The organism is Streptomyces sp. UNOB3_S3 (assembly GCF_020740895.1).
Classification (GTDB): Bacteria; Actinomycetota; Actinomycetes; order Streptomycetales; family Streptomycetaceae; genus Streptomyces.
Genome location: NZ_JAILXP010000013.1, coordinates 20,223 through 40,631, shown reverse-complemented (window position 1 = coordinate 40,631; position 20,409 = coordinate 20,223). Strand labels below are relative to the sequence as shown.

The 20,409-nt window shown below is 69.1% G+C and carries 24 protein-coding genes; 22 read left to right on the top strand and 2 right to left on the bottom strand.

The annotated features are described in order from the left end of the window. A partial coding sequence (locus K6I33_RS36535; protein WP_374283118.1) for a helix-turn-helix domain-containing protein occupies window positions 1-459 on the bottom strand: 459 nt, incomplete at its 3' end. Between the two features lie 200 nt (window positions 460-659). Here K6I33_RS36535 and K6I33_RS03010 point away from each other — a divergent pair. The 8 genes from K6I33_RS03010 (at window position 660) to K6I33_RS02975 (ending at window position 6,982) form a co-directional block, all read left to right on the top strand. Further along, the gene (locus K6I33_RS03010) at window positions 660-1,217 is read left to right on the top strand and encodes a hypothetical protein (protein ID WP_229348087.1); all 558 of its coding nucleotides are present in this window, start codon (window positions 660-662) and stop codon (window positions 1,215-1,217) included. After that, window positions 1,214-1,738: a deoxycytidine deaminase gene (locus K6I33_RS03005; RefSeq protein ID WP_229348086.1), complete on the top strand. Its 525-nt coding sequence runs from the start codon at window positions 1,214-1,216 to the stop codon at window positions 1,736-1,738. The genes K6I33_RS03010 and K6I33_RS03005 overlap by 4 nt, the downstream gene beginning before the upstream one ends. A 25-nt stretch (window positions 1,739-1,763) precedes the next feature. Continuing rightward, window positions 1,764-2,294, top strand: coding sequence for a 2'-deoxycytidine 5'-triphosphate deaminase (locus K6I33_RS03000; RefSeq protein ID WP_229348085.1), 531 nt, complete (start codon window positions 1,764-1,766; stop codon window positions 2,292-2,294). After that, on the top strand, window positions 2,291-2,761 hold the full coding sequence (locus tag K6I33_RS02995) for a hypothetical protein (protein ID WP_229348084.1): 471 nt from the start codon (window positions 2,291-2,293) through the stop codon (window positions 2,759-2,761). The genes K6I33_RS03000 and K6I33_RS02995 overlap by 4 nt, the downstream gene beginning before the upstream one ends. A 32-nt stretch (window positions 2,762-2,793) precedes the next feature. Continuing rightward, on the top strand, window positions 2,794-3,696 hold the full coding sequence (locus K6I33_RS02990; RefSeq protein WP_229348083.1) for a class I SAM-dependent methyltransferase: 903 nt from the start codon (window positions 2,794-2,796) through the stop codon (window positions 3,694-3,696). A 100-nt stretch (window positions 3,697-3,796) separates the two neighbouring features. Then, a complete protein-coding gene (locus tag K6I33_RS02985; RefSeq protein WP_229348082.1) occupies window positions 3,797-4,693 on the top strand; it encodes a UTP--glucose-1-phosphate uridylyltransferase in 897 nt (298 codons plus the stop codon). Between the two features lie 69 nt (window positions 4,694-4,762). Then, window positions 4,763-6,298 (top strand): glycosyltransferase family 4 protein, encoded by a 1,536-nt coding sequence (locus K6I33_RS02980; RefSeq protein WP_229348081.1) that lies wholly within the window; start codon window positions 4,763-4,765, stop codon window positions 6,296-6,298. A gap of 33 nt (window positions 6,299-6,331) precedes the next feature. Then, window positions 6,332-6,982, top strand: coding sequence for an HAD family hydrolase (locus tag K6I33_RS02975; RefSeq protein ID WP_229348080.1), 651 nt, complete (start codon window positions 6,332-6,334; stop codon window positions 6,980-6,982). On the opposite strand, the gene K6I33_RS02970 is transcribed toward K6I33_RS02975, so the two are convergent. Further along, entirely contained in the window at window positions 6,979-7,494 is a 516-nt protein-coding gene (locus tag K6I33_RS02970) for an HIT family protein (protein ID WP_229348079.1), read from the bottom strand. The two genes, K6I33_RS02975 and K6I33_RS02970, sit on opposite strands and share 4 nt — an antisense overlap. A gap of 274 nt (window positions 7,495-7,768) precedes the next feature. Here K6I33_RS02970 and K6I33_RS02965 point away from each other — a divergent pair, with 274 nt between their 5' ends. From K6I33_RS02965 to K6I33_RS02900, 14 genes are all read left to right on the top strand, one after another. Beyond that, complete coding sequence (locus K6I33_RS02965; RefSeq protein WP_229348078.1) at window positions 7,769-8,308, top strand: winged helix-turn-helix domain-containing protein; 540 nt, start codon at window positions 7,769-7,771, stop codon at window positions 8,306-8,308. Further along, window positions 8,305-8,862, top strand: coding sequence for a transposase (locus K6I33_RS02960; protein WP_229348089.1), 558 nt, complete (start codon window positions 8,305-8,307; stop codon window positions 8,860-8,862). Before K6I33_RS02965 ends, K6I33_RS02960 begins: the two co-directional genes overlap by 4 nt. 106 nt (window positions 8,863-8,968) lie before the next feature. After that, window positions 8,969-10,813: an ABC transporter ATP-binding protein gene (locus K6I33_RS02955; protein WP_229348077.1), complete on the top strand. Its 1,845-nt coding sequence runs from the start codon at window positions 8,969-8,971 to the stop codon at window positions 10,811-10,813. Window positions 10,814-10,823: 10 nt separating this feature from the next. Further along, a complete protein-coding gene (locus K6I33_RS02950; protein ID WP_229348076.1) occupies window positions 10,824-11,300 on the top strand; it encodes an NUDIX domain-containing protein in 477 nt (158 codons plus the stop codon). Next, window positions 11,297-11,944, top strand: coding sequence for a M15 family metallopeptidase (locus tag K6I33_RS02945; RefSeq protein ID WP_229348075.1), 648 nt, complete (start codon window positions 11,297-11,299; stop codon window positions 11,942-11,944). The genes K6I33_RS02950 and K6I33_RS02945 overlap by 4 nt, the downstream gene beginning before the upstream one ends. Before the next feature lie 67 nt (window positions 11,945-12,011). Beyond that, window positions 12,012-12,641, top strand: coding sequence for a hypothetical protein (locus tag K6I33_RS02940; RefSeq protein ID WP_229348074.1), 630 nt, complete (start codon window positions 12,012-12,014; stop codon window positions 12,639-12,641). Then, the gene (locus K6I33_RS02935; protein ID WP_229348073.1) at window positions 12,634-13,284 is read left to right on the top strand and encodes an HAD family hydrolase; all 651 of its coding nucleotides are present in this window, start codon (window positions 12,634-12,636) and stop codon (window positions 13,282-13,284) included. The genes K6I33_RS02940 and K6I33_RS02935 overlap by 8 nt, the downstream gene beginning before the upstream one ends. Window positions 13,285-13,299: 15 nt before the next feature. Further along, window positions 13,300-13,845 carry an NUDIX hydrolase gene (locus K6I33_RS02930; RefSeq protein ID WP_229348072.1) on the top strand — a complete coding sequence of 182 codons (546 nt, stop codon included), beginning with the start codon at window positions 13,300-13,302 and terminating at the stop codon, window positions 13,843-13,845. Next, complete coding sequence (locus tag K6I33_RS02925) at window positions 13,842-14,171, top strand: hypothetical protein (protein WP_229348071.1); 330 nt, start codon at window positions 13,842-13,844, stop codon at window positions 14,169-14,171. Before K6I33_RS02930 ends, K6I33_RS02925 begins: the two co-directional genes overlap by 4 nt. A gap of 825 nt (window positions 14,172-14,996) precedes the next feature. Beyond that, entirely contained in the window at window positions 14,997-15,716 is a 720-nt protein-coding gene (locus tag K6I33_RS02920; protein WP_229348070.1) for a hypothetical protein, read from the top strand. Further along, window positions 15,713-15,883 carry a hypothetical protein gene (locus K6I33_RS02915; RefSeq protein ID WP_229348069.1) on the top strand — a complete coding sequence of 57 codons (171 nt, stop codon included), beginning with the start codon at window positions 15,713-15,715 and terminating at the stop codon, window positions 15,881-15,883. Before K6I33_RS02920 ends, K6I33_RS02915 begins: the two co-directional genes overlap by 4 nt. 42 nt (window positions 15,884-15,925) lie before the next feature. After that, window positions 15,926-17,629: a hypothetical protein gene (locus tag K6I33_RS02910; RefSeq protein ID WP_229348068.1), complete on the top strand. Its 1,704-nt coding sequence runs from the start codon at window positions 15,926-15,928 to the stop codon at window positions 17,627-17,629. Further along, window positions 17,629-19,776: an integrase gene (locus tag K6I33_RS02905; protein WP_229348067.1), complete on the top strand. Its 2,148-nt coding sequence runs from the start codon at window positions 17,629-17,631 to the stop codon at window positions 19,774-19,776. Before K6I33_RS02910 ends, K6I33_RS02905 begins: the two co-directional genes overlap by 1 nt. Further along, window positions 19,776-20,099 carry a hypothetical protein gene (locus tag K6I33_RS02900; protein WP_229348066.1) on the top strand — a complete coding sequence of 108 codons (324 nt, stop codon included), beginning with the start codon at window positions 19,776-19,778 and terminating at the stop codon, window positions 20,097-20,099. The genes K6I33_RS02905 and K6I33_RS02900 overlap by 1 nt, the downstream gene beginning before the upstream one ends. Window positions 20,100-20,409 lie beyond the last annotated feature (310 nt).

Genomic DNA, 20,409 nt, shown 5'->3' with positions numbered 1-20,409 from the left:
GAACAGCCCCGCCTCCAGAGCGGCTGCGGGGTCGGCCGGGGGTCGGTCGGCAGCGATGGCGGGACCGCCGGTGACCATGACGGCTCCGAGTCCGGCCGTCCCGGTGAGAAATCCCCTGCGCCGCACCGCGTCCTCCTGGATCTCGTGGTCCCCCATGGCCACCGTAGCCGCCGTCATGCTGTTAGTCCCGGGGCTTTGAGGATCCCGTACCGGGTCTCGCTCCGGAGGGTGAGCGGCAGTGATCAGGTCATCGGTTGGAATGTCCAGTGCAGCCGCGATGCGTGCCAGGGTCTCCCACTGCGGAACGATCTCTCCGCCTTCGACGCGGCAGATCCACGACGCCGAGTAACCCACCAGGTGTGCCAGCTGTGCCTGAGTCATCTTCGGCACACGCGATGCCCGGCGGCCCCGTATGAGCGCGCCGAGAGTAGAGGTGGGCGGAGCGGTCGTGTCACTCACGGCGCCTCCTCATGGCGAGGGCGCGTCCACGGTAGCCGCAACGACCACTTCACGGCAGGGAGAGCGCAAATAACTTGCAGGATATTCAACGCAGTTGAGATATCGCCCGTGCTCCCTTACACGGCACGGACGGGTGCTGGAGGGTGGCGTGGTCGCCACTGCATGCCAGCCCACCGTGATCCTCGCGAAGGAGGACTGTGATGCCCAAGGTCGCGCTCTACGGCAGGCCCGGTGCCGGGAAGACCACGCTTACGGGCCTGCTTGCGCTGGAGTTGGCGGAGGCCGGCGCGGACGCGCTGATCCTCAAGGTCGGCGCCACCTTGTACGAGTTGCAGGCCATCATCTACGCCGTGGCCGGACGCCCTCTTCTGGACGGCCGTGACCAGGACGGTCAGTTGCTCAACGCCCTCGGATCTCAGATCCGTCGGATCAACCCGGACGCCCTCACGGATGCATTCGGATGGCGCGTCCGCCAGGCCGAGCAGGCCACGCCGCAGGCGGTACTGCTGTGCGACGACATGCGGGCCCCGGACGTCGAAGCGGTCGTCGCACTGGGTTTCCGCCTGGTCGAGGTCACCGCGCCCGAGCCCCTCCGTCTGGCCCGCAAGCGTAGTCGGGGAGACCTGTCGGCGGGGGACGACCAGCACATCACCGAGGCCGCGATCGACGCAGTGCCGTGGCTGCGCGTAGACAACGCGGGCAGCCTCGACGACCTGCGCCGGCAGGCCGCCCAGGTCGCCAGGGAGGTCATGCCGTGATCCTCACAGGGCCCGAGATCGTACGCCAGCGGCGGCGGGGCGCGTTGACCATCGAGCCGTTCGACACCGAGCTGCTCAACCCCGTCTCCTACAACTACCGGCTCGGCCCCGCCCTGCGGACCCATCGCTCTGCGGTGATGGATACGACCGCTGCCCATGAGCTCGCGGAGTTCTCCATCCCGGACGACGGCGTGGTGCTTCAGCCGGGCCGGGTGTATCTCGGCATCACCATGGAGGAGATCGGCAGCACGCAGTACGTGCCGTCGTTGATCGGCCGCTCCTCGCTCGGCCGTCTGGGTATGTTCCTCCAGTTCAGTGCCGATCTCGGCAACCTCGGTGCCTGCCACCGCTGGACGCTGGAGATCAAGGTCGTCCAGCCCCTGCGCGTCTACGCGGGCATGGTCACCGGCCAGGTGACCTTCTGGAGGACGGTCGGTGTCCCTCGCCCCTATCTGGGGCACTTCGGGACCCTCAACGAGGCCACCGTTCCGCCCGCTGGCCTGCTCGCCACCGCCCGCTGATCGCTACCGCACATCGGAGGCTGTCGTGATCCTCACCGGCCCGCAGATCGCCTGCGAGCACGCCCTTGGTCGCCTCGTTCTGGACCCGTTCGACGAGGAGCAGGTCCAGCCGAACTCCTACAACCTCGCCCTCGGGCCGACCCTCATCCGTTACACCGACACGGTCTTGGACACCCGCCGGGAGAACGCGTTCGAGACGATCACGATCCCCGGCGAAGGGTTCGTCCTGACGCCGGACCGCATCTACCTCGGGGCCAGCGTCGAAGTCCTGGGCAGCAACCACTTCGTGCCCATCATCCGCTCCAGGTCCGGAGCAGCGCGCCTGGGCATGTTCGTCCACGTCACCGCAGATCTCATCGACATCGGCTCCACAGGGCAGACCACCTTCCAGTTCCACGCCGTCCAGCCCGTACGGGTCCATGCCGGCGACCGACTGGCGCAGGTCACCTTCTGGCGCACCCGGGGCAAGATCGTCCTCTACGACGGCAAATACCAGGGGTCCAAAGGGCCCCAGCCCTCCCGGATCCACCGCGACGCCCTGAAGGCCACGGCGTGAGCGGCCCCGCAGTCGAAGACCCAGCTGCGCGCTGCACGGACGCGACCGCGCGCCTGCTGGTCGCCGCGGCCTTCACCGCGATCCGTGACCGCTACGTCGAGGCCCGGCACCAGATCGCCGCCGCGATCATCGACGCCGACCGGCGCATCCACCTCGGCCTGCACGTCGACGCAATGGTCGGCCGGGCCGCCGTCTGCGCCGAAGCCGGCGCCTTGTCCGCGGCCCGGCTGACCACCAGCGCCCCGCTGATCGCGGTGGCCGCCGTCCGTTACCCCAAGCCGACCGAGACCTGCGGCGCCCGCCTCGTCCCGCCGTGCGGCCTGTGCCGCGAACTGCTCCTCGACCACGCGCCCGAACTGCGCGCCGTCATCCAGGACGGCGCGCAGGCGAGCCTCACACCGCTCGCCGGGCTGCTGCCGCACAAGTACGTGGGCACCAAATGGCCCGCCAAACCCACGCATCCCTGACCACCCGCTCGTCTGCGACCAAGGAGAAGACGATGGACTTCCGCACTCCCGCCCTGGACGCCCTGGCCAAGGAGATCATCCCCAAGCAGCACTTCGAGTTCTCGGCCGAGACCGCCAGGGACCGGTTCTTCAACGACACCCGCATGCTCGACGTCAAACAGCAGGTCCACAACCGCTTCCGCACCAACCCGAAGTCGATGCTCGACCACATGCTCGACAACCTCGCCCTCACGGGCAGTGAGCACCTGCTCGACCTCGGCTGCGGCAACGGCTTCATCCTCGAGCACCTGCGCCCGCACCTCGCCGACGGCAGCATCACCGGGCTCGACATCGCCCCCGCCGTTCTCGCCGCAGCCGACGAGCGCCTGAAGGGGACCGCCACGCCGTGCCGGTGGATCGAAGGCAGCGCCGACGACCTGTCCATGCTCGACGACAACGCGTTCGACCACGTCATGGCCAACTACATGATCCACTACGTCCCGGACCTCGACCGGTGCTTCGCAGAAGTCCGCCGGGTCCTGCGCGCGGGAGGACTCTTCCAGCTCACCACCGACCGCACCGACAGTATGCTGGAGATGTACGACCTGCACTTCAAAGCGCTCAAGGACATGAGCGCGCCCGAGGACCTGTTCAAGGCCACCCCCAAGGGCCGGCTGTCCCTCGCCAACGGCGCACCGCAGCTGCGCAAGCACTTCGGCCACGTCGAGACGGTCACCTGGCAGGACCAGCTGCGCTTCACCGACCCCGCCCCGTTCATGCGCTTCTACCAGGTCGGCCACAACCACTGCTGCGCCTCCTCTGAGCCGGACAAGCGCCTCGACGACGACTTCTTCACCGAGCTGCGCGACCGCGTCAGCGCCCAGGTGGAACGCGCGATCGACAGCGACGGGTACTTCGCGGTGACCAAGTACACCGGGGCCTTCCTGTGCCGATGAGCTTCCCGCCGTTCCGGCAGGGCACGCGCCGGCGCTTCGCTAGCGTCGGCCCGTGCCGCGCCGGACGGCGCGGCGTGGGGACTCGACTGGGAGAGAATTGATGGCCACGACGATCCGCAGGGCAGTGATTCCCGCCGCTGGACTGGGCTCCCGTCTGCTGCCGCTGACCAAGGCGACGCCGAAGGAGATGCTGCCGGTCGGCGACAAGCCGGTGATCGAGCACACCGTGCGCGAGCTGGTGGCGTCCGGCATCACGGACATCACCATCGTCGTCTCGGGCGGCAAGAACCTCATCCAGGATCACTTCCGGCCCAACCCCGCCCTGGCCACGCAGTTGCGCGCCGACGGCAAGGCCGACTACGCCGACGCTGTCGAGGAAGTCGCCGAACTCGCCCGCCGTGGCCACATCACCTACCTTGACCAGCACGGCCCTTACGGCAACGGCACTCCGGTCCTGAACGCCACTCGCAACTTCGGCGACGAGCCGTGCCTGGTGCTGTGGCCCGACGATGTTTTCGTCTCGGAGGTCCCCCGGGCCCAGCAGCTGATCCGCGCATACGAGATGACCCACTGCCCCGTGCTCGCCCTGATGCCGATGGACCCGGCCGACGCCCCGCGCTACGGCGTGCCCGTGGTCAAGGAGGACCTGGAGGACGGCCTGCTGCGCATCACCGGCCTGGTCGAGAAGCCCAAGCCGGAAGAGGCACCGTCCGCCTACGCCGCCATCGGCGGCTACGTCATCACCCCCGCCATCGTCGAAGAACTGCGCGAGCTGACCCGCCGCTGGTACGAGCACCGCACCGGTGAGGTCTACCTGACCGACGCCATCAACGCCTACGCCGCCTCCCGCGCCGTGTACGGCCAGGTCATCCAGGGCCGCTGGTACGACACCGGCAACCCCGCGGCCTACCTCGTAGCCCAGTTCGCCCACGCCCTCGCTCACCCCGAGTACGGCCCGATCCTGCGCCAGCTCGCCGACGACATCAGCACCGCCTGATCCGCCGCTCCCCTTCGGGCCGATCACTGGCCCGGCGAGCGGCCCGAAGGGAGCACCCCCATGCCCTCCATGGACACTGTCGTGCTGTTCTACCCGCGCGGCGGCAGCGCCCAGGTCATCCGCTACCTCCTGCGCGAACTCAACACCCGCGGGTGGACGACCCGGCTCCACGCCGGCTCCCTCGGCAACCCGGGCGACCCCTCCCACAGTCCGTCGTTCTACCAAGGTCTCGACCTCCACCCGTACGACTACAACGACGCCTTCGCCGCCTTCCGCCACGGCGGCAACCCCCAGCACGCCCCCCTGCCCTTCCACCCCTCCTACGAAGACCGAGGCAACTGCCCCGACCCGCTCTTCAGCGCCGTCCCAGCTCTCGACGCCGACGGCCTCACCCGTGCCTGGACCCGCCACCTGGCCACCCACCGCAGCACCGGCACCGGCCTGGTGCACCTGCACCACCTCAGCCACCTCCAGACCAGCGTCCGCGCCGCCTACCCGGGCACCCCGGTGGTCACCACCCTCCACGGCACCGAACTCAAACTCATCGACGGCATGGCCCGGCGCATCAACCTGGCCCAGCACCTCGGGATCTCCCTGCGTGACCTAGCCCACCTCCTTCACACGAGCAACCCGCACCGCCACGCCCAAGCACAGCGCATCGCGAGGGCCGCCAGCCTCGATGCCTCCGACACCGAACTGCTCACGACCACCGCATGGCAGAAGTGGCTCCACTCCCCGTACTGGCTGACCCGGCTGCGCCAGTCCGTACCCCACGCCGGCCACCTCATGGTCGTCTCCGAGCACGACCGGGACCTCGCCCAGCGCCTCCTCGACCTCGACCACGAACTCCCCGTCATCCCCAACGGCGTCGACATCCGCACCTTCCGCCCGCAACGACTCGCCGACCAGCAGCGTCTGGAGCACCTGCGGCACTGGCTCGTCACCGACCCGCACGGCTGGGCCCCTGGCGGCACGCCGGGCTCCATCCGCTACACCGACGAAGACCTCCGCCGCCTCCGCGACCACGCCGGTATTTTTCGGCCGCTGCTGCTCTGGGTGGGCCGGTTCCTCGACTTCAAGCGCGTCCCCGTCCTTCTGCGCGCCTTCGCCACCGCCCGTGCCCGCCTCGACCCCGCCCCGGCCCTGCTGATGTGGGGCGGCTACCCCGGCGAATGCGAAGGACAGCATCCGGCCGAACTCGCAAAGGAGCTCGGGATCGAAGGCGATGTCTTCTTCGCCGGGTGGCGCGGGCACGACGAACTGCCCACAGGGCTCGCCTGCGCCGATCTCATGGTTGCGCCGGCCGTGCGCGAGCCCTTCGGCATGATCTACCTCGAAGCCATGGCCTGCGGCACCCCACCCATCGCCACCGCCACTGGCGGCCCACTCCACACCATCGTCCCTGACGGACCCCGCGCCACCGGCTGGCTCGTCAAACCGGACGACCCCGACGACCTCGCCGACACCCTCATCACCACCCTGCGCGACGCGGGCGAGCGCAAGCGGCGCGCCGCTACCGGCCGCTCCCGCATCGAGAGCACCTACAGCTGGAGCCGCACCGCAGACCGCTACGTCGCCGCCTACCAGCAGGCCGCACCGCGCTGATCCAGGCCAAGCCCGAACCCCGAAGGAGTCCCCATGCCCAGCATCGACGGCCTGCTCCTCGATATGAACGGCCTCTTCCGGCACTGGCGCAACGCCGGCGCTCTCGCCAGCGAACAGCGCGCCGGCCTACCCCCGGGCACCATCGCACGCTACGCGTACAACCACCCGGCCTACCGCCTGGCCAGGGTCGGCGTCCTCACCGACCAGCAGTGGGCCTCCGACGTCGCCGACCGCCTGGCGAACGACTACGGGCCAGCCGTCCGGGACCACCTCGGCCCGTGGCGAGCCGACCGCGGAGAACCGGACCCCACGATGATCGGCCTCCTGCGACAGATCCGCGAGCACGTGCCCGTCGGCGTGCTGTCCAACTGCACCGATGCCCTGCGCGCGGATCTCGAGCACCACTGCATCGAGTTCGACTTCGTCTTCCCGTCGGCGGACCTGGGCGTCGACAAGCCTTCACCTCTCGCGTACCAAACCGCCGCCAGCCGCATGGGCAGCTTGATAAGCGCTCTGGCCTACTTCGACGACGAACCGACGTTCGTACTCGCAGCGCGTTCCGTGGGCATGCAAGCCCACCGATTCAACGGCGCGACCGAGTTCGCCGAGCACATCCGCAGCCTCGGAGTTCCGTTGCCTCCCGCAACGACGAACAGGCCCGTTCCTCCATCTGCCAACCGCTAGGCGCCGTGGTGGACAGGTTCACGGCGTCGAGACGCCCGCTGGGTGACAACGGCCTCACGGATGTGAGCCGCCGTCGTGGCTGCGTCCTCCGGTGTCGGGCAAAGCACGCCATTTTCGCTCATCAAAGCGTGGAACTGCTGCTCCCTGTAGGGAACGCCGGGGGGCAAACCCGCGACGTGCCAATGGAGGTGAGTATTTCCTTGCTGGCTGCCGAGCGAGTAAAGGTACGTTCGCTCAGGTCCCAAGACTGCCTCAGCAGCGAGGGCAATCTCGCGAACGAACAGCATGAGCCGCGTGTAGGCAGCCTCATTCAGGTCGCGCACGACGTGTTCGACGTGGTGCCTCGGGGCAACAAGGAGCTTCCCCGGCAGCGTGGGCCACCGGTCCAGAAACGCCACATGGTCTTCATCCTCGAAGACCGTCTCGTGGCGGTAGTCCGGGTGCCCGGAAAGGAACGCACAGACGAAGCAGGGACCACTCTGTGCACGCTCGTCGTATGCCTCAAGATCCATGTGCTGCCGACTCATGGGCGATCACTCTATGGGCGATTTCTCAGCGATCGGGACGAGGCGCCTGCCGTTCACTCGATCAGCTCAGCTGCGTGCGATCCACCCGCCGACAGGCGGCTGACACAGGACCCGCGCACGGCGATCGCTCGCCACGCGATCCGCATGACTCGTCGACGGCCGCCAGCACCCGTGTCCTTGGCCCTTCAGGCCGGTTACTGAGGTTTTCGCGTGGGTGTCGGGTCGTGACGGGTGGTGATCCCTGCGGTACGCAGGTTGCATGCGATACGCGCAAGGGGGCGGGCTGACCGCCGGCCAGCAGGCGTTGAGAGAGCGGATCCGGATGGAAGCGGGCGAGCGGTTTGCCCAGGGAGAGAAGACTGCGGTGATCGCCAGGGACCTGCGTGTGAGTGAACGCTCGGTGGAACGCTGGCGTCGTGCCTGGCGCGAGAGCGGGATGCGGGGGCTGGAGGCCACGGGCCCGGTGCATCGGTCGAAGCTGAGTGCCCGGCAGTTCGCCGTGCTCGAAGAGCTGCTGGCCCAGGGGCCGGCGGCGCATGGCTGGAAGGACCAGCGGTGGACGCTGGCACGGGTGAAGACGGTGATCGGCAGGCGTTTCCACCTGACCGTGTCGGTGGCGGGTGTGTGGCGTCTGCTGCACCGCAACGGCTGGTCCTGGCAGTGCCCGGCCCGCCGTGCCGTGGAGCGTGACGAGCATGCGGTGCAGTTGTGGAAGAAGGACGTGTGGCCATGCGTGGAAGCACCGCGGCGGCGCTCGGGGCCTGGGTCTGCTTCGAGGATGAGGCCGGTTTCTCGATGACGCCGCCACGCGCCCGCACATGGGGCCGGCGCGGGCATACCCCGGTGGTGCGGGTCAGGGGCCGTTCCTTCCGGCGCATCTCGGTTGCGGCCATGGTCTGCTACCGGCCCGGCGAACGCTCCCGGCTGATCTACCGGCCCCGCGTCTACAACAAACGCAAACATGAGCGGACGAGCTTCGACTGGACCGACTACCGGGACCTGATCGCCTGTGCTCACCAGCAGCTGGGCGGCCCGGTCATCCTCGTCTGGGATAATTTGAACACCCACCGGGCGGCCGGGATACGCCAGTACGCCGACGCCCATGACTGGCTGACCATCGTCCACCTGCCCACCTATGCACCCGACCTCAATCCCGTCGAGGGCGTCTGGTCTCTGCTGCGGCGCGGCCCTCTGGCCAACACGGCCTTCACCGACGCCGACCACCTCACCCGCACCCTCCGCCACGGCTTGCGGCAGATCCAGTACCGGCCTGACCTGATCGACGGCTGCCTCACTGAAACCGGCCTCACGATCACTCGTCACGACCCGACACCCACGCGAAAACCTCAGTAGGCGCTGGGTGTCTTTAACCAGGTGCTCTTTACCCAAGGGGAGGGAGAACAGGACGGTGGAAAACTCGTCAGACAGTAAACGGGCCCGGACGCTGAACAGGCCGTCGATGCCGGAACCGGGACTGATCAGCTACAAGGGCACGGGCGCGCGGAACGCGCTGGAGGAGGGCGGGTTCCTGCGGCTGTGCGCGAGGATCCCACGCCTGTTCGGGCAGGTCGCGCACATGGCATGGAAGCTCGACCGCACGGCGGCGATCGTGCTGCTGCTGGCCGAGGTCGCTGCCGGGGCGAGCGCGGCGGTGGTGCTGGCGGTGACCGCCAAGGCGATGGTGCCGCTCGTCGGCACAGGCAGCGTCGGCGAGCGCGTCCACCAGGCACTGCCGTGGTTCATCGTCGGCGGTATCGCGGCGGCCCTCTCGCGAGGCGCGCACGCGTTCGGGCAGTGGGCCGAGCAACGGCTGCGGCCGAAGCTGTACCTGTCGGCCGACAACGCGCTGGTGAACGCCGTGCTCACGGTCAAGCTCGCCACGTTCCACAACCCGCAGTTCAAGCAGGACCACGACCGCGCCCAGGCCGGAGCCGTGCGCTACGACCGGATGGTCACCGACACCCAGACCTTCCTCGGGTCGCTCGTGCGGCTGGTGGCAGCCGGCGGCGTGCTGGCCGGACTGCACCCGCTGATGCTCGCCGTCCTCATGCTCGCGGTACTGCCGTCGGGCGTAGGCACGGTGCTCCGGGCGAAGATCGAATACCGGACCCACGTGGTCAACGCGGCCGGGCGCACCGTGATGTCGATGATGCGCGGCTACGCCACCAACATCCACTTCGGCGACGAGATCCGCGGCAACGCGATGATCGCCTACCTGCGGTTCTGGTACGAGCGGATGGGCCAGGTCGTCACCGCGCGGATCCTCTCAGAAGTTCCCCGGCAACTGCGGGTCAGCCTCCTGTCGTACGCCGCGAGCGGGCTGTGCCTGGTCGGCGCGTACGGGGTGCTGCTGTTGCTGACCGTCTCGGGCCGCGTTTCCCTGGCGGTCTCCGCGACCGTCATCGTCGCGGTGCGCGCCGCCCTGGCGAACATGCGGGATCTGCTCCAGGCCACCGTCGGCATGTTCCAGAACAGCCTCTACCTCGGCGACTGGGCGCGGTTCATCGCCGACGCCAAGCGCCTGGCCCCGCACGAGGGCGGCGCTCCGGTGCCGCCGGTTGTGGAGAGCGTGCGAGTGGAGAAGGTGACGTTCTCCTACCCGAACAAGACCTCCCCGGCCGTGGACGATCTGACGCTGACGCTGCGGCGCGGGGAGGTCGTGGCGCTGGTCGGCGAGAACGGATCCGGCAAGTCCACGCTCGTGCGGCTCCTGCTCGGCCTGACGGAGGCGGACAAGGGCCGCATCACCTGGGACGGCACCGACCTCGCCGCCGCCGACGTGACCGAAGTAGCGGAGCGGACCGCGGTGGTGCCGCAGAGCTTCGCCTGCTGGCCCCTGTCCGTGCGCGAGAACGTCACCCTGGGCCAGCCCCGCACCTTCGACGACGAAGCCGTCTGGGAAACCCTCGAGCAGGTCGGCATGGTCGACGTCGTCCAAGAACTTCCCCAGCAGCTCGACACGCTCCTCGCCCGCGAGCTGTTCGGCGGCGTCACCCTCTCCGGCGGGCAGTGGCAACGGCTCGCCTGCGCACGGGCACTGTACCGGCAGCCGGCCGTCCTGGTCCTCGACGAGCCCACCTCGGAGATGGACGCCCGAGGGGAACACGCGATTTTCACCGAGCTCAAGAAGATCGCGGCCGACCGCATCACCGTCGTGGTGACCCACCGGCTCGACAACACCCGCATCGCGGACCGGATCGTCGTGATGGAGCACGGCCGGGTCACCGAACAGGGCACCTTCGACCAGCTCGTCACCGGGGGCGGCCTGTTCCAGGAACTCTACGAACTCAGCAAAGACCGATAGGAGGGGAACCTTGAACGACCGCTACATCAGGATCTCGACGACTGGCCTCGTCGTCCGCGACGACCACGTCTTGCTCGGCCGGGGCGACTGGCCGAAACCCGGAACCTACTGGCTGCCCGGGGGCGGACAACAGCCCGGCGAGACGCTGGCCGCCTGCATCGAACGCGAGGTCCTCGAGGAAACCGGCGTCCGCGTCACCGCCGGACCCCTGATCCAGCTGCGCGAGCACATCCCATGGAACCACCCGGACAGCCCGAGCACACCGCACGTCCACCGCGTCGAAGCCCTGTTCTGGTGCCACTTCGTCGAGGAACCGGACACGCTCGGCGCCACCGTGCCGGACGACGTACAGACCGGCGCCGAGTGGATCCCGCTGGACAAACTCACCGGTCTGCGGTTCATGCCGCCCTCAGTCCAGGCCAGCCTCCCCGAGCTCATCGCCCAGGCCGGCGGGCTGAACGGCTTCTACACGGGAGACGTCGCATGAGTGAGATCGTTCTGATGTCCGACCCCAAGGTCGCGGCCATACCCGTGCGCGAATGCGGCGAGCGACTGGTCGACGCGCGCAGTAGCGAACTTCTGATCGACAAAAGTCGGCAGGACACGGCCGGGCACTTCGCGCACGTGCGCAAGAACGTCCTCGAGCGACTCCTGTCCGCGCAGGCCGCCCTTCCTGATGGACTGCGGCTGCTGCTGGTCGAGGGCTACCGGCCACCGCGGCTCCAAGAGGAGTACTTCGCCGAGTACGCCGAGCAGCTGCGGGCGGAGAACCCGCAGTGGACGGCCGAGCAGGTCCACTCGGCGGCCAGCCGCTACGTCTCGCCGCCCGACGTCGCCCCGCACCCCGCCGGCGCAGCCGTCGACATCACCCTCGCCGACTCCAGCGGGGCGGAGCTCGACCTGGGGACGCGAACAAATTCGACACCGGAGGAGAGCGAGGGCGCCTGCTACATGGACGCCGCGAACATCAGCTCCCTGCACCGAGCGCGCCGCCGAATTCTCGCAACCGTCATGTCCAGCGCGGGGTTCGTGAACTACCCGACCGAGTGGTGGCACTGGTCGCATCGTGATCGCTACTGGGCGCTGGTCACGGGCGCGCCGGCCGCGGCCTACGGGCCAGTCCCCCGATGAAGGCGTACCAGAACCCGAAGCACCTGCACCGTCACGTCATCCACGAAGCACGAGCATAGGGGGAAGCATGACCGTGATCGTCGGCCTGGTCCACGAAGACCAGGTGCACATCGGCGGGGATTCCGCCGGAGTCTCCAGGAACAGCTTGTCCATCGCAATCCGCAAGGACTCGAAGGTGTTCCGCAACGGCCCCTATGCCATGGGCTTCACCACCAGCTTCCGCATGGGACAGCTGCTGCACCATGCCTTCAAGGCGCCCAGGCCCAAGGGCGACCTTGAGCGGTTCATGGCCACGAAGTTCGTGGACAAGGTGCGCACGTGCCTGAAGGACGGCGGATGGGCGCGTAAGGACTCCGAGCAGGAGTGGGCCGGCACGTTCCTCGTCGGCGTCTATGGACGCCTGTTCGTCATCGGGGGCGACTATCAAGTGGGTGAGCCGGCTGACGGATACGCGGCCGTGGGTTGCGGCAGCGACTTGGCCCTCGGTGCCTTTCACGCCACGGCTCCAGTTGGCCTGGGTCCGCGTGAACGGCTGGACGCCGCTCTGGCCGCCGCTACTCATCACAGCGCGGGGGTGTGCGGGCCGTACAGCTACGCCATCGCGCCCGCCCACAGCGAACTCCTCAAAATCGAAGCAGCCCAGTACGCGACCGCGAAGGTGCCCGCCCCGAGGGAAGAGGAGCCCGCAGATGCGTGAACAGGTGGCCCTGTTCGACCTCGACGACACCCTGATCCCACGCCGGGAGATCTTCGCGAAATGGGCGGCGGAGTTCTCCGCCGAACACGGTGTGCCGCTGGAATGGCTGCTGAAAGCGGACCCCGAGTACTCGTCGCGCCGGGCAGAATTCTTCGAGCTGGCCAAGACCACATTCGGTGTGCGGCCGCCGGTGAAAGGACTACACGCCCAGTACCGGAAGCGCATGCCACAGCTCGTCGAGCCGGACCCACAAGTGCACGCGATGCTCGCCGGCCTGCGGGAAGCAGGCTGGCAACTGGGGGTAGTCACCAACGGCATGGTCGACAACCAGACGAACAAGCTGCGCCAAGCCGATTTACACGATCTGGTGGACACCGTCGTCATCTCCGACGCCGTGAAGATCCGCAAGCCCGATGCACAGATCTTTCGCCACGCCATCACCCGGCTCGACTCCCAGCCGGGGCCGCACGTGGCCATGGTCGGAGACAGCCTCGAACACGACGTCGCAGGCGCGCACATCATGGGCCTGACCACGGTGTGGGTCTCTCACGGACGCACGCCGCCCCGCACAGCCCCGCGCCCGCAGCACACCGTGTTCACGGTCACTGAAGCCGCCGATCTTCTGCACGAGATCACCGAGTAGGGAGGGGAATCACCGTTGACCACGATCACGCCGAGGTGGGAGCAGCTGTCCCGACGCACCGCCTACGCCCAAGGCCGGCTCCAAGTGCACGAGGACGAGGTGATCCAGCCGGACGGCGCACGCAGCGGATTCCGGGTCGTCGAAGTCCCCGACGGGGCACTCGCGGTCGCGGAGGACGACGAGGGACGGATCGCCCTTGTGCGGTACGCCTCGTACGTGCACGGCGAGGTGCTGACCCCGCCAGGGGGCACGATCGAGCCGGGCGAGACCCCGGAGGCGGCGGCTCGGCGGGAGCTGGCCGAGGAGGCCGGCATCACCGCCACGACCTGGCGGCGTCTGGGCGAGGCCGCGCTCATGGCCAAGAACACCTGCCGCCTCCACATGTACGCCGCCTCGGGCCTGACCGTCGGTCAGCAGAAGCTGAACGGCACAGAGACCGGCATGACGCTGGAGTGGTGGCCACTGCCCGACGCGGTCAAGGCCGCCATGGACGGACGGATGGTCCTGTCCGGCGCCTCGCTCGCGGTGCTGATGTACGCGCAGGAGAAGGGGGCACGATGACGAATCCACTCAACCCCGAACTGGCCGCCGAACTCGTACGACGCGTAGCCGTCGACCAGCACGCCCGCGGCGTCCGCGAGGGCCAGGACGACGTCGAGTCGGACTGGGAGGCGATGCGCGTGGTGGACGCGGACAACACCGCGTGGCTCAAGACCGTGGTGGCCGAGTGCGGCTGGCCGGGGAACACCCTCGTCGGCGAAGAGGCCGCGAACGCGGCGTGGCTTCTGATCCTTCTCTACTCTCTCCATAGCTGTCGGATTCTGGGGAGCAGTGGGGGACCTGAGTGGGTGTCGAGACTGGGTGGATTGTTGAGTTCTACGACCTGAACCGGCCCGCTGCACCACCAGACGAGGCGTGGGCTCGAGAGTTCGGCGACGTCCTGGCTTGGGCACAGCGGAACGGCGCGCGTCACCGGACCCCCATCTTGTTCCCGGCGGATGACCGGCTGCCCGACCCACGGATCAACTTGTATTTCCGCAAGAGCAAGATCGCATCCAAGCAGCCGTCGACCTGGCGGCGGTATGCCTACTCGCTCGCGGTGTGGCTCGGCTTCCTGGACAGCCTCGGCATCTCATGGGACGAAGCGACCGGCGAGGACTACACGGACTTCAAGTTCTGGCGGATCACCGACGTTCGCAACGAGGAGCGGATCGAGCCCACCTCCTTCGACACCGATCAGGCGGCGTTGAACTCCTTCTACTCATGGGCCAGTCCGGTTTATGGGTGCTCGAACCCCGTGGCGACCGGCGACGTGCTGGGGGCGGCGGACCCGGGCGACATCGCCCCGGAGCGTGGGCGGCGTGATCCTGCTCGTCCGGCGGGCTCGATCCGACGGAGGGTGAAGTGGCTGCTGCGCGGTGCCTTCGAGCAGTGGCGGGACATCGGCTTCCGCGGCTATGCCTTCGACGGTTTGCGGGCCGAGAGGTGGCGTGGCGCCAACGAGGACCGGGACTGTGCCTTCGTCGACGGGCTGTACGGCAACGGGCCTGCGGCTGGCGGAGTGGGGCAGCGTCCTGGACGTCGAGCTGCCCTCCGCAGATGCCGCTGGCCGGTTTCCCCGAGCTCACTTGGCGCGCGCCTGCGCCAAGGGCAAGCGGGAGGGTCGGGACTACCGGGTTCCGGCTGGGGTTGTGGCGTCGGTGGCGGGCTACATGGACCCGATCGAAGGCTCCCGCGCGGAGGCCGTCCGCAGGGCCCGGCGCGCGGGACGCTACGACCGGCTTCCCGGCATAGAGATCGTCACACGTTTGAGCCCGCAGGCTCGTACGCTGACCGTCCTGACGAGCGGGGGTAGCACTACGAAGTCGCTGGACGCTCTGGAGCCTGAGGAGCGGCTGCGGCTGTTCCGGCAGACCGAGGAGGGCCTGGAGCCGCTGGCGGTCTGGCTCGGAGTGCACGGACTGCCGATGCACGCCCACAGCTGGGAGAAGCGGTTCACCGAGGCCAACCAGTGCGTCGCCGCCGCGTGGAAGCGCGCGGGCGGTCGGGGAACGGTGCCGCTGTTCTGCCGCCCGCACATGTGCCGGCATTCCTTCGCCCTGCGCTGGTTCTCGATCTTGTCACTGGTGTGGAACCAGCGGGTGGAGGGCTTCACCGAGACCGAGCTGCGCGAGTTCCGGGACCAGTTCGGCGATGTGTGGTTTCAGCTGGCCGGCCTCCTGGGCCATGCAAGCCCGCAAACGACGAAGGACTGGTACCTGGAGCCCTTCACCGCTCTGGAGACGGACTACCTGATGTCGCTGCTCGACGAGGAGGAGCACGCCGCCGTCAGTCGGCTCGCGGAGCGGATCGGGGCGTCGAGCGACCGGGTCCTGCGCCGCGTTGTCCCGGCCAGCCCGTCGGCGCGCCGGACTGGGGAGGGTTGGTCGTGAGCCGGCGTGGCCGCCGGGCCTCGTTGCCCGCGGCGGGCTGGCGGCCACCCGAGCGGTTGCTCGTCGCCGATGGCGAGTGCGCGGTGCGGTACATCGATGAGAAGGGCTGTCACTCGCGCGTCTTCGACTTCTGCGGCGTGCCCGTCTCGGGTGAGCTGCAGCGGTAGCTGGCCGAGGTGTTTGCCGCGGCGACTGGCCCGCGGCGCGGGGTGAAGAGCATCAAGACGGCGGGCTCGTACTTCACGATGCTGGTGCGGTTCGCGACGTTCCTGTCGAAACAGAGCGATGTGCCGCAGCGGCCGGAGGAGATCTCGTCCGCCCATGTGGCGGCGTTCAAGCTGTCTCTGTCCCCGGGCTCGCAGCTGCCGTCGGCGTGGCGGCTGCGGACGCTGATGCGTGACGCGCCCTGCCTTCCGGCAGCTACCCGGGCGGCGATCCTGCACGGGCGGCTGCCGGAGCGGGAGACGGACGCGGTGTTGGCGTATAGCGAGGACGAGCGGCAGCAGATCCTGACCGCCGTCCGCCACGATGTCCGCTCGGCCCGGGACCGGATCCGCGCCTCCCGCGATCTTCTCGATTGCTACCGGCGGGGCGAGACCGAGGCTGACGAGGAGCGGCTCGGCGGGGCGCTGGATGTGATCGACCGCACCGGCGATGTTCCGCGCGACGGCGCGGGCCGTCCCTTCAAGTGGATGCGGCGGTACGGCGGGACGGGCGCCTTGGTGACCGGATTGTGCCTGACTCGGCTGGAGGCGGCGGCCTTCTCGCTGCTGCTGGTGGACATGACCGGCGAGAACTTCGGCACGGTGGGGACGTGGCCGGCCGCGCACTTTCGCCCCGACGGCGGCGTAGCCGGCGCCCCGGCGCTCGCTTTGGTGGAGGGGACCAAGCCGAGGCGGGGGCCGGACCGCGAGTACATGGTCACGCCTGTGGAGGACCTCCCCGAGAGTCTGGCTGGCCTGTTCGTCGACGGCGACGACAGCGAGGTGCGGCTGTTCCGCTCGCCGCTGCGGGTGTACCTGCTGTTGCTGGAGCTGACTGAGCTCTCACGACGACACGGAGGCCACGACCTGGCGTTCGGATACGTACGGACGACGAAGCTCAACCATGGCCGGTGGGCCGGCGGCATCGCCTCCTCGCACACGACGGACTGGGCGGCGGGCAACGGCTTCCCGCTCTTGCCCCGCCGCGGCGCCACGACGACGGGCGACGTCGAAGAGGCACCGGACGACGACAGCCCGGAACCAGACGATCAGGTCACGGGCCTGCCGAGCGTCGACGTGCTGCGGTTGCGCCAGACCGCGCTGGAGCGCATCCGGCGCCCGGTCGCGCACAGTCGCCAGACCCTCAACGACCGCTACCTCAAACGCAGCCCCGCAGTACGGCGCGAAGGCCGTGAGATCGTGCGAACCGCTCTGGAAGAGCAGGTCGCCAAGGCCCGTGGCCGCCAGCAGGTGCCGGTGTTCAGCGCCGCGTTCGCGGCGATGGCCGAGGAGGATCCGCAGCGGGCGGCGGCCGAGATGGGCGTGGGGCCCGATGTCCTCAAGCGGATCCTGGCCGGGCAGGAGGACACCGTCCTGGCCAGCTGCGCCGACCACCGCGATGGCCCCGACACGCCCCCGGGCGAGCCGTGCACCGCGTCCTTCCTGGCATGCCTGAGCTGCCGCAACGCCCGCGCGCTGCCCCATCACCTTCCGGTCCAGGTCTACGTCCACGACCAGCTCGCGCAACTGCGCACCCACATAGACCCGGATGTGTGGGCCTTCCGCTACGGAGATGCCTTCGCCCGGCTGACCCACCTGATCGGACCACCCCACTACACCGCCGCGGACCGCGAGCAGGCCCGCACACAGCTGACCGAGCAGGATCGGCACCTGGCCGACGACCTCCTGGAAGGACGACTGGACCTGTGATGAACACCCGGGCGCCCGCCGAACAGGCGGATACCGTCGAGGTGTCCTGGCCCGCCCCGGACACGATCGTGCTGCGCGGCCGGCCGTTGCGCCCCGGAGTCGCGCGGGCCGAGCTGTCCCGTTTCGCCGAGGACCTGTGGGTGTTGGACCACGCCGAGACCGACGCGCACTGGGTAGGCAGGTGCCTGCACTGGGAGAAGTTCCCTCGGCGCTTCACCAACCCCATCAAGACGTTCGCCCTCGCCGTACTGGACCATCCCCGGCCCGCCGTCCTGACGCTGGGACCGCCGGGAGAGTCAGCGGCGTTCGACACGCTGCGCGGATGGACCGGGGACCTGCTGGTCTTCACCCAGTGGCTCATCACCCAACACGTACGGCGCCTCGCCGACGTCACCGACGACGACCTGGACCTCTACCGCGTCCATGTACTCGGCCTCGCCCGCAGCCCGGGCCGCCGCGCCCAGCTGCTCCAAGCCGTCCGCGTGCTGTGGGCCTACCGCGACCACCTGCCCGCGTCCTGCCGCCTTCCCGGACCCCGGCCATGGGGAGCACCCTCCAGTCTCGAGCTGGCCGACGCCGTCGTGAAGACCCGGAACAACCGCACTCCGCGGATCCCGCCGGAGACGATGGAGGCCCTGCTGGCCTGGTCGCTGCACATGGTGGAGGACTTCGCGCCCGACATCATCGGCGCGCTCACCGAGCACCACCAGATCCAGGCCGGTACGCACCCGCTGCCGAACTCCATCGGCAGCGGCCGACGCCACCCGGTCGCCGGGCGAGCCGCCGCGTACATCCAGCAGCTGGCCGCCTCCGGCGGATTCTTGCCCGGCAAGCCCGACGAGAACGGCGACATCGTGCTCGACGTCCCGCACCTCGCCCGGCTGCTGGGCTGCACCGCCCACCGGGTCCGCAAGATCTCCGCGCAGATCATCCAGCTCGCGCAGCAGCACGGCGTACCAGTCGCGCCCGACGCCTGCCTCGGCACGATCACCGGACTCTTGCACGGAACTCCCTGGCGAAGCCGGCCGATCGGCGTCCGGGAGCTGCGTCCGCTCGTGCGCCACCTCTCGGCTGCGTGCTTCATCGTGATCGCCTACCTGTCGGGCATGCGGCCCGGCGAGGCTCTCGGACTGCGCCGCGGCTGCCTGACGACCGACGAAAAGGGCCGCCTGAGCGTGGACGGTCACCCCAGCAAGGGCAAGGTGCGCAACCCGGATGAGCTGCAGGCCACCATCAGGACGTGGACCGTGGTCGCCCCCGTGGCCAAGGCCATCGCCGTTCTGGAGCAACTTGCCGACTACCCGTTGCTGTTCCCCTGCTCCCGGTGGCAGAACACCCGCCGCCTGCGCGAGCAGCGAGCCGCGACCACCTACCACATCAACAAGGCCGTCCGCGCCTTCGTCGCCTGGGTCAACGCCGACTTCCACCAGCCCGGCGGCACACCGGTGATCCCGCCCGATCCCTCTGGCCGCAACCTCCACGCCGCACGCCTGCGGCGCACGCTCGCGTACTTCGTGGTCCGCAAACCGGGCGGTCTGATCGCCTGCGGCCTTCAGTACGGCCACCTCCGCACCCGAGTGACGGCCGGCTACGCCGGCCATGCCGATTCCGGCTGGCTCGACGACCTCGCCGTCGAACGCCTGGAGATGATTATCGACCAGATCGAGGACGACTTGGCGGCCCTGGAGGCGGGAGAGCACGTCAGCGGCCCGGCCGGGGACGAATACCGGCGCCGCGTGATGCTGGCCGCCCCGTTCGCCGGGCGCGTGGTCAACAAGGTCCGCAACGTCGAACGGCTCCTGGACAGCACCGACCCCGCCATCCACCACGGCCGCGCCATGACCTGCGTCTATCGGGCCGAGACAGCCGCGTGCCGCCGCCTCCGCCTCGACGCCGGGCTGCCCGCAGACGGCCCCGACGAGTCCGAATGCCGCCCCACTTGCCCCAACCTCGCCTACACCGACCGCGATATCAACGCGCTGAACGACCAGCTCGCACACCAGGAAGCCGCGGCCGGTGACCCGCTGGCCCCGCGCCCCAGGCGGGAGCGAGCCCAAGCCCAGGCCTGCCACACCCGTAGCATCATCAACCGGCACTCGGCCAGCCGCCGCGCACACGACGACGGCCCGACGACGGCGAGGTCCTGATGGGCGGCAAGCCGCGCGACCCCGCCGCCGACCGGGCGGCGATCATGGCGGCCGCAGAGCGACTGCTGGCCGGTACCCCGCTGCGGTCGGTAACTGGCAAACTCACCATCAGCGAGCTGGCCGTCGAGGCCGGGCTGCGCCGCGACACCGTCTACCAGCACCCCGACTTGGTGGAGAGCTTCCAGGCTCAGGTCACGGCCCGCGATGCCGTCCCGGAATCGATGGCCACGATGGCCCGTGAGCTGGAGAAGACGCGCGAGGCCCTGAGGCAAGCCAAGAACGAACTGGCCGCCGAGCGCCGCACGACGGCGTTCCTGCGCTGATGGCGGTCACGGAGCTGTCCATCGAGAACGAGGCTCTACGCAATCCGGATCGGCGGACGCGACGCGTTACCCCGCTCGCCGACCGGAGCCTTCGAGACGGCTTCACCTGCTCCTGACCAGCCATGGCCCGGCGTACGCAAGAACACGGCCGGCGCGGGATGTACCTCAGATGTCCGTGAAGGACGGAAGGTGCGAGAGGGCCGCCGGCAACTCGGCGATGCCGCGCTGCAGATACCAGGCGCGGGCCCAGCGCCAGGCGTGGGCAGCGTGAGGAACTGACCGGGATCGGCGGCATCGTCAAGCACGTGAG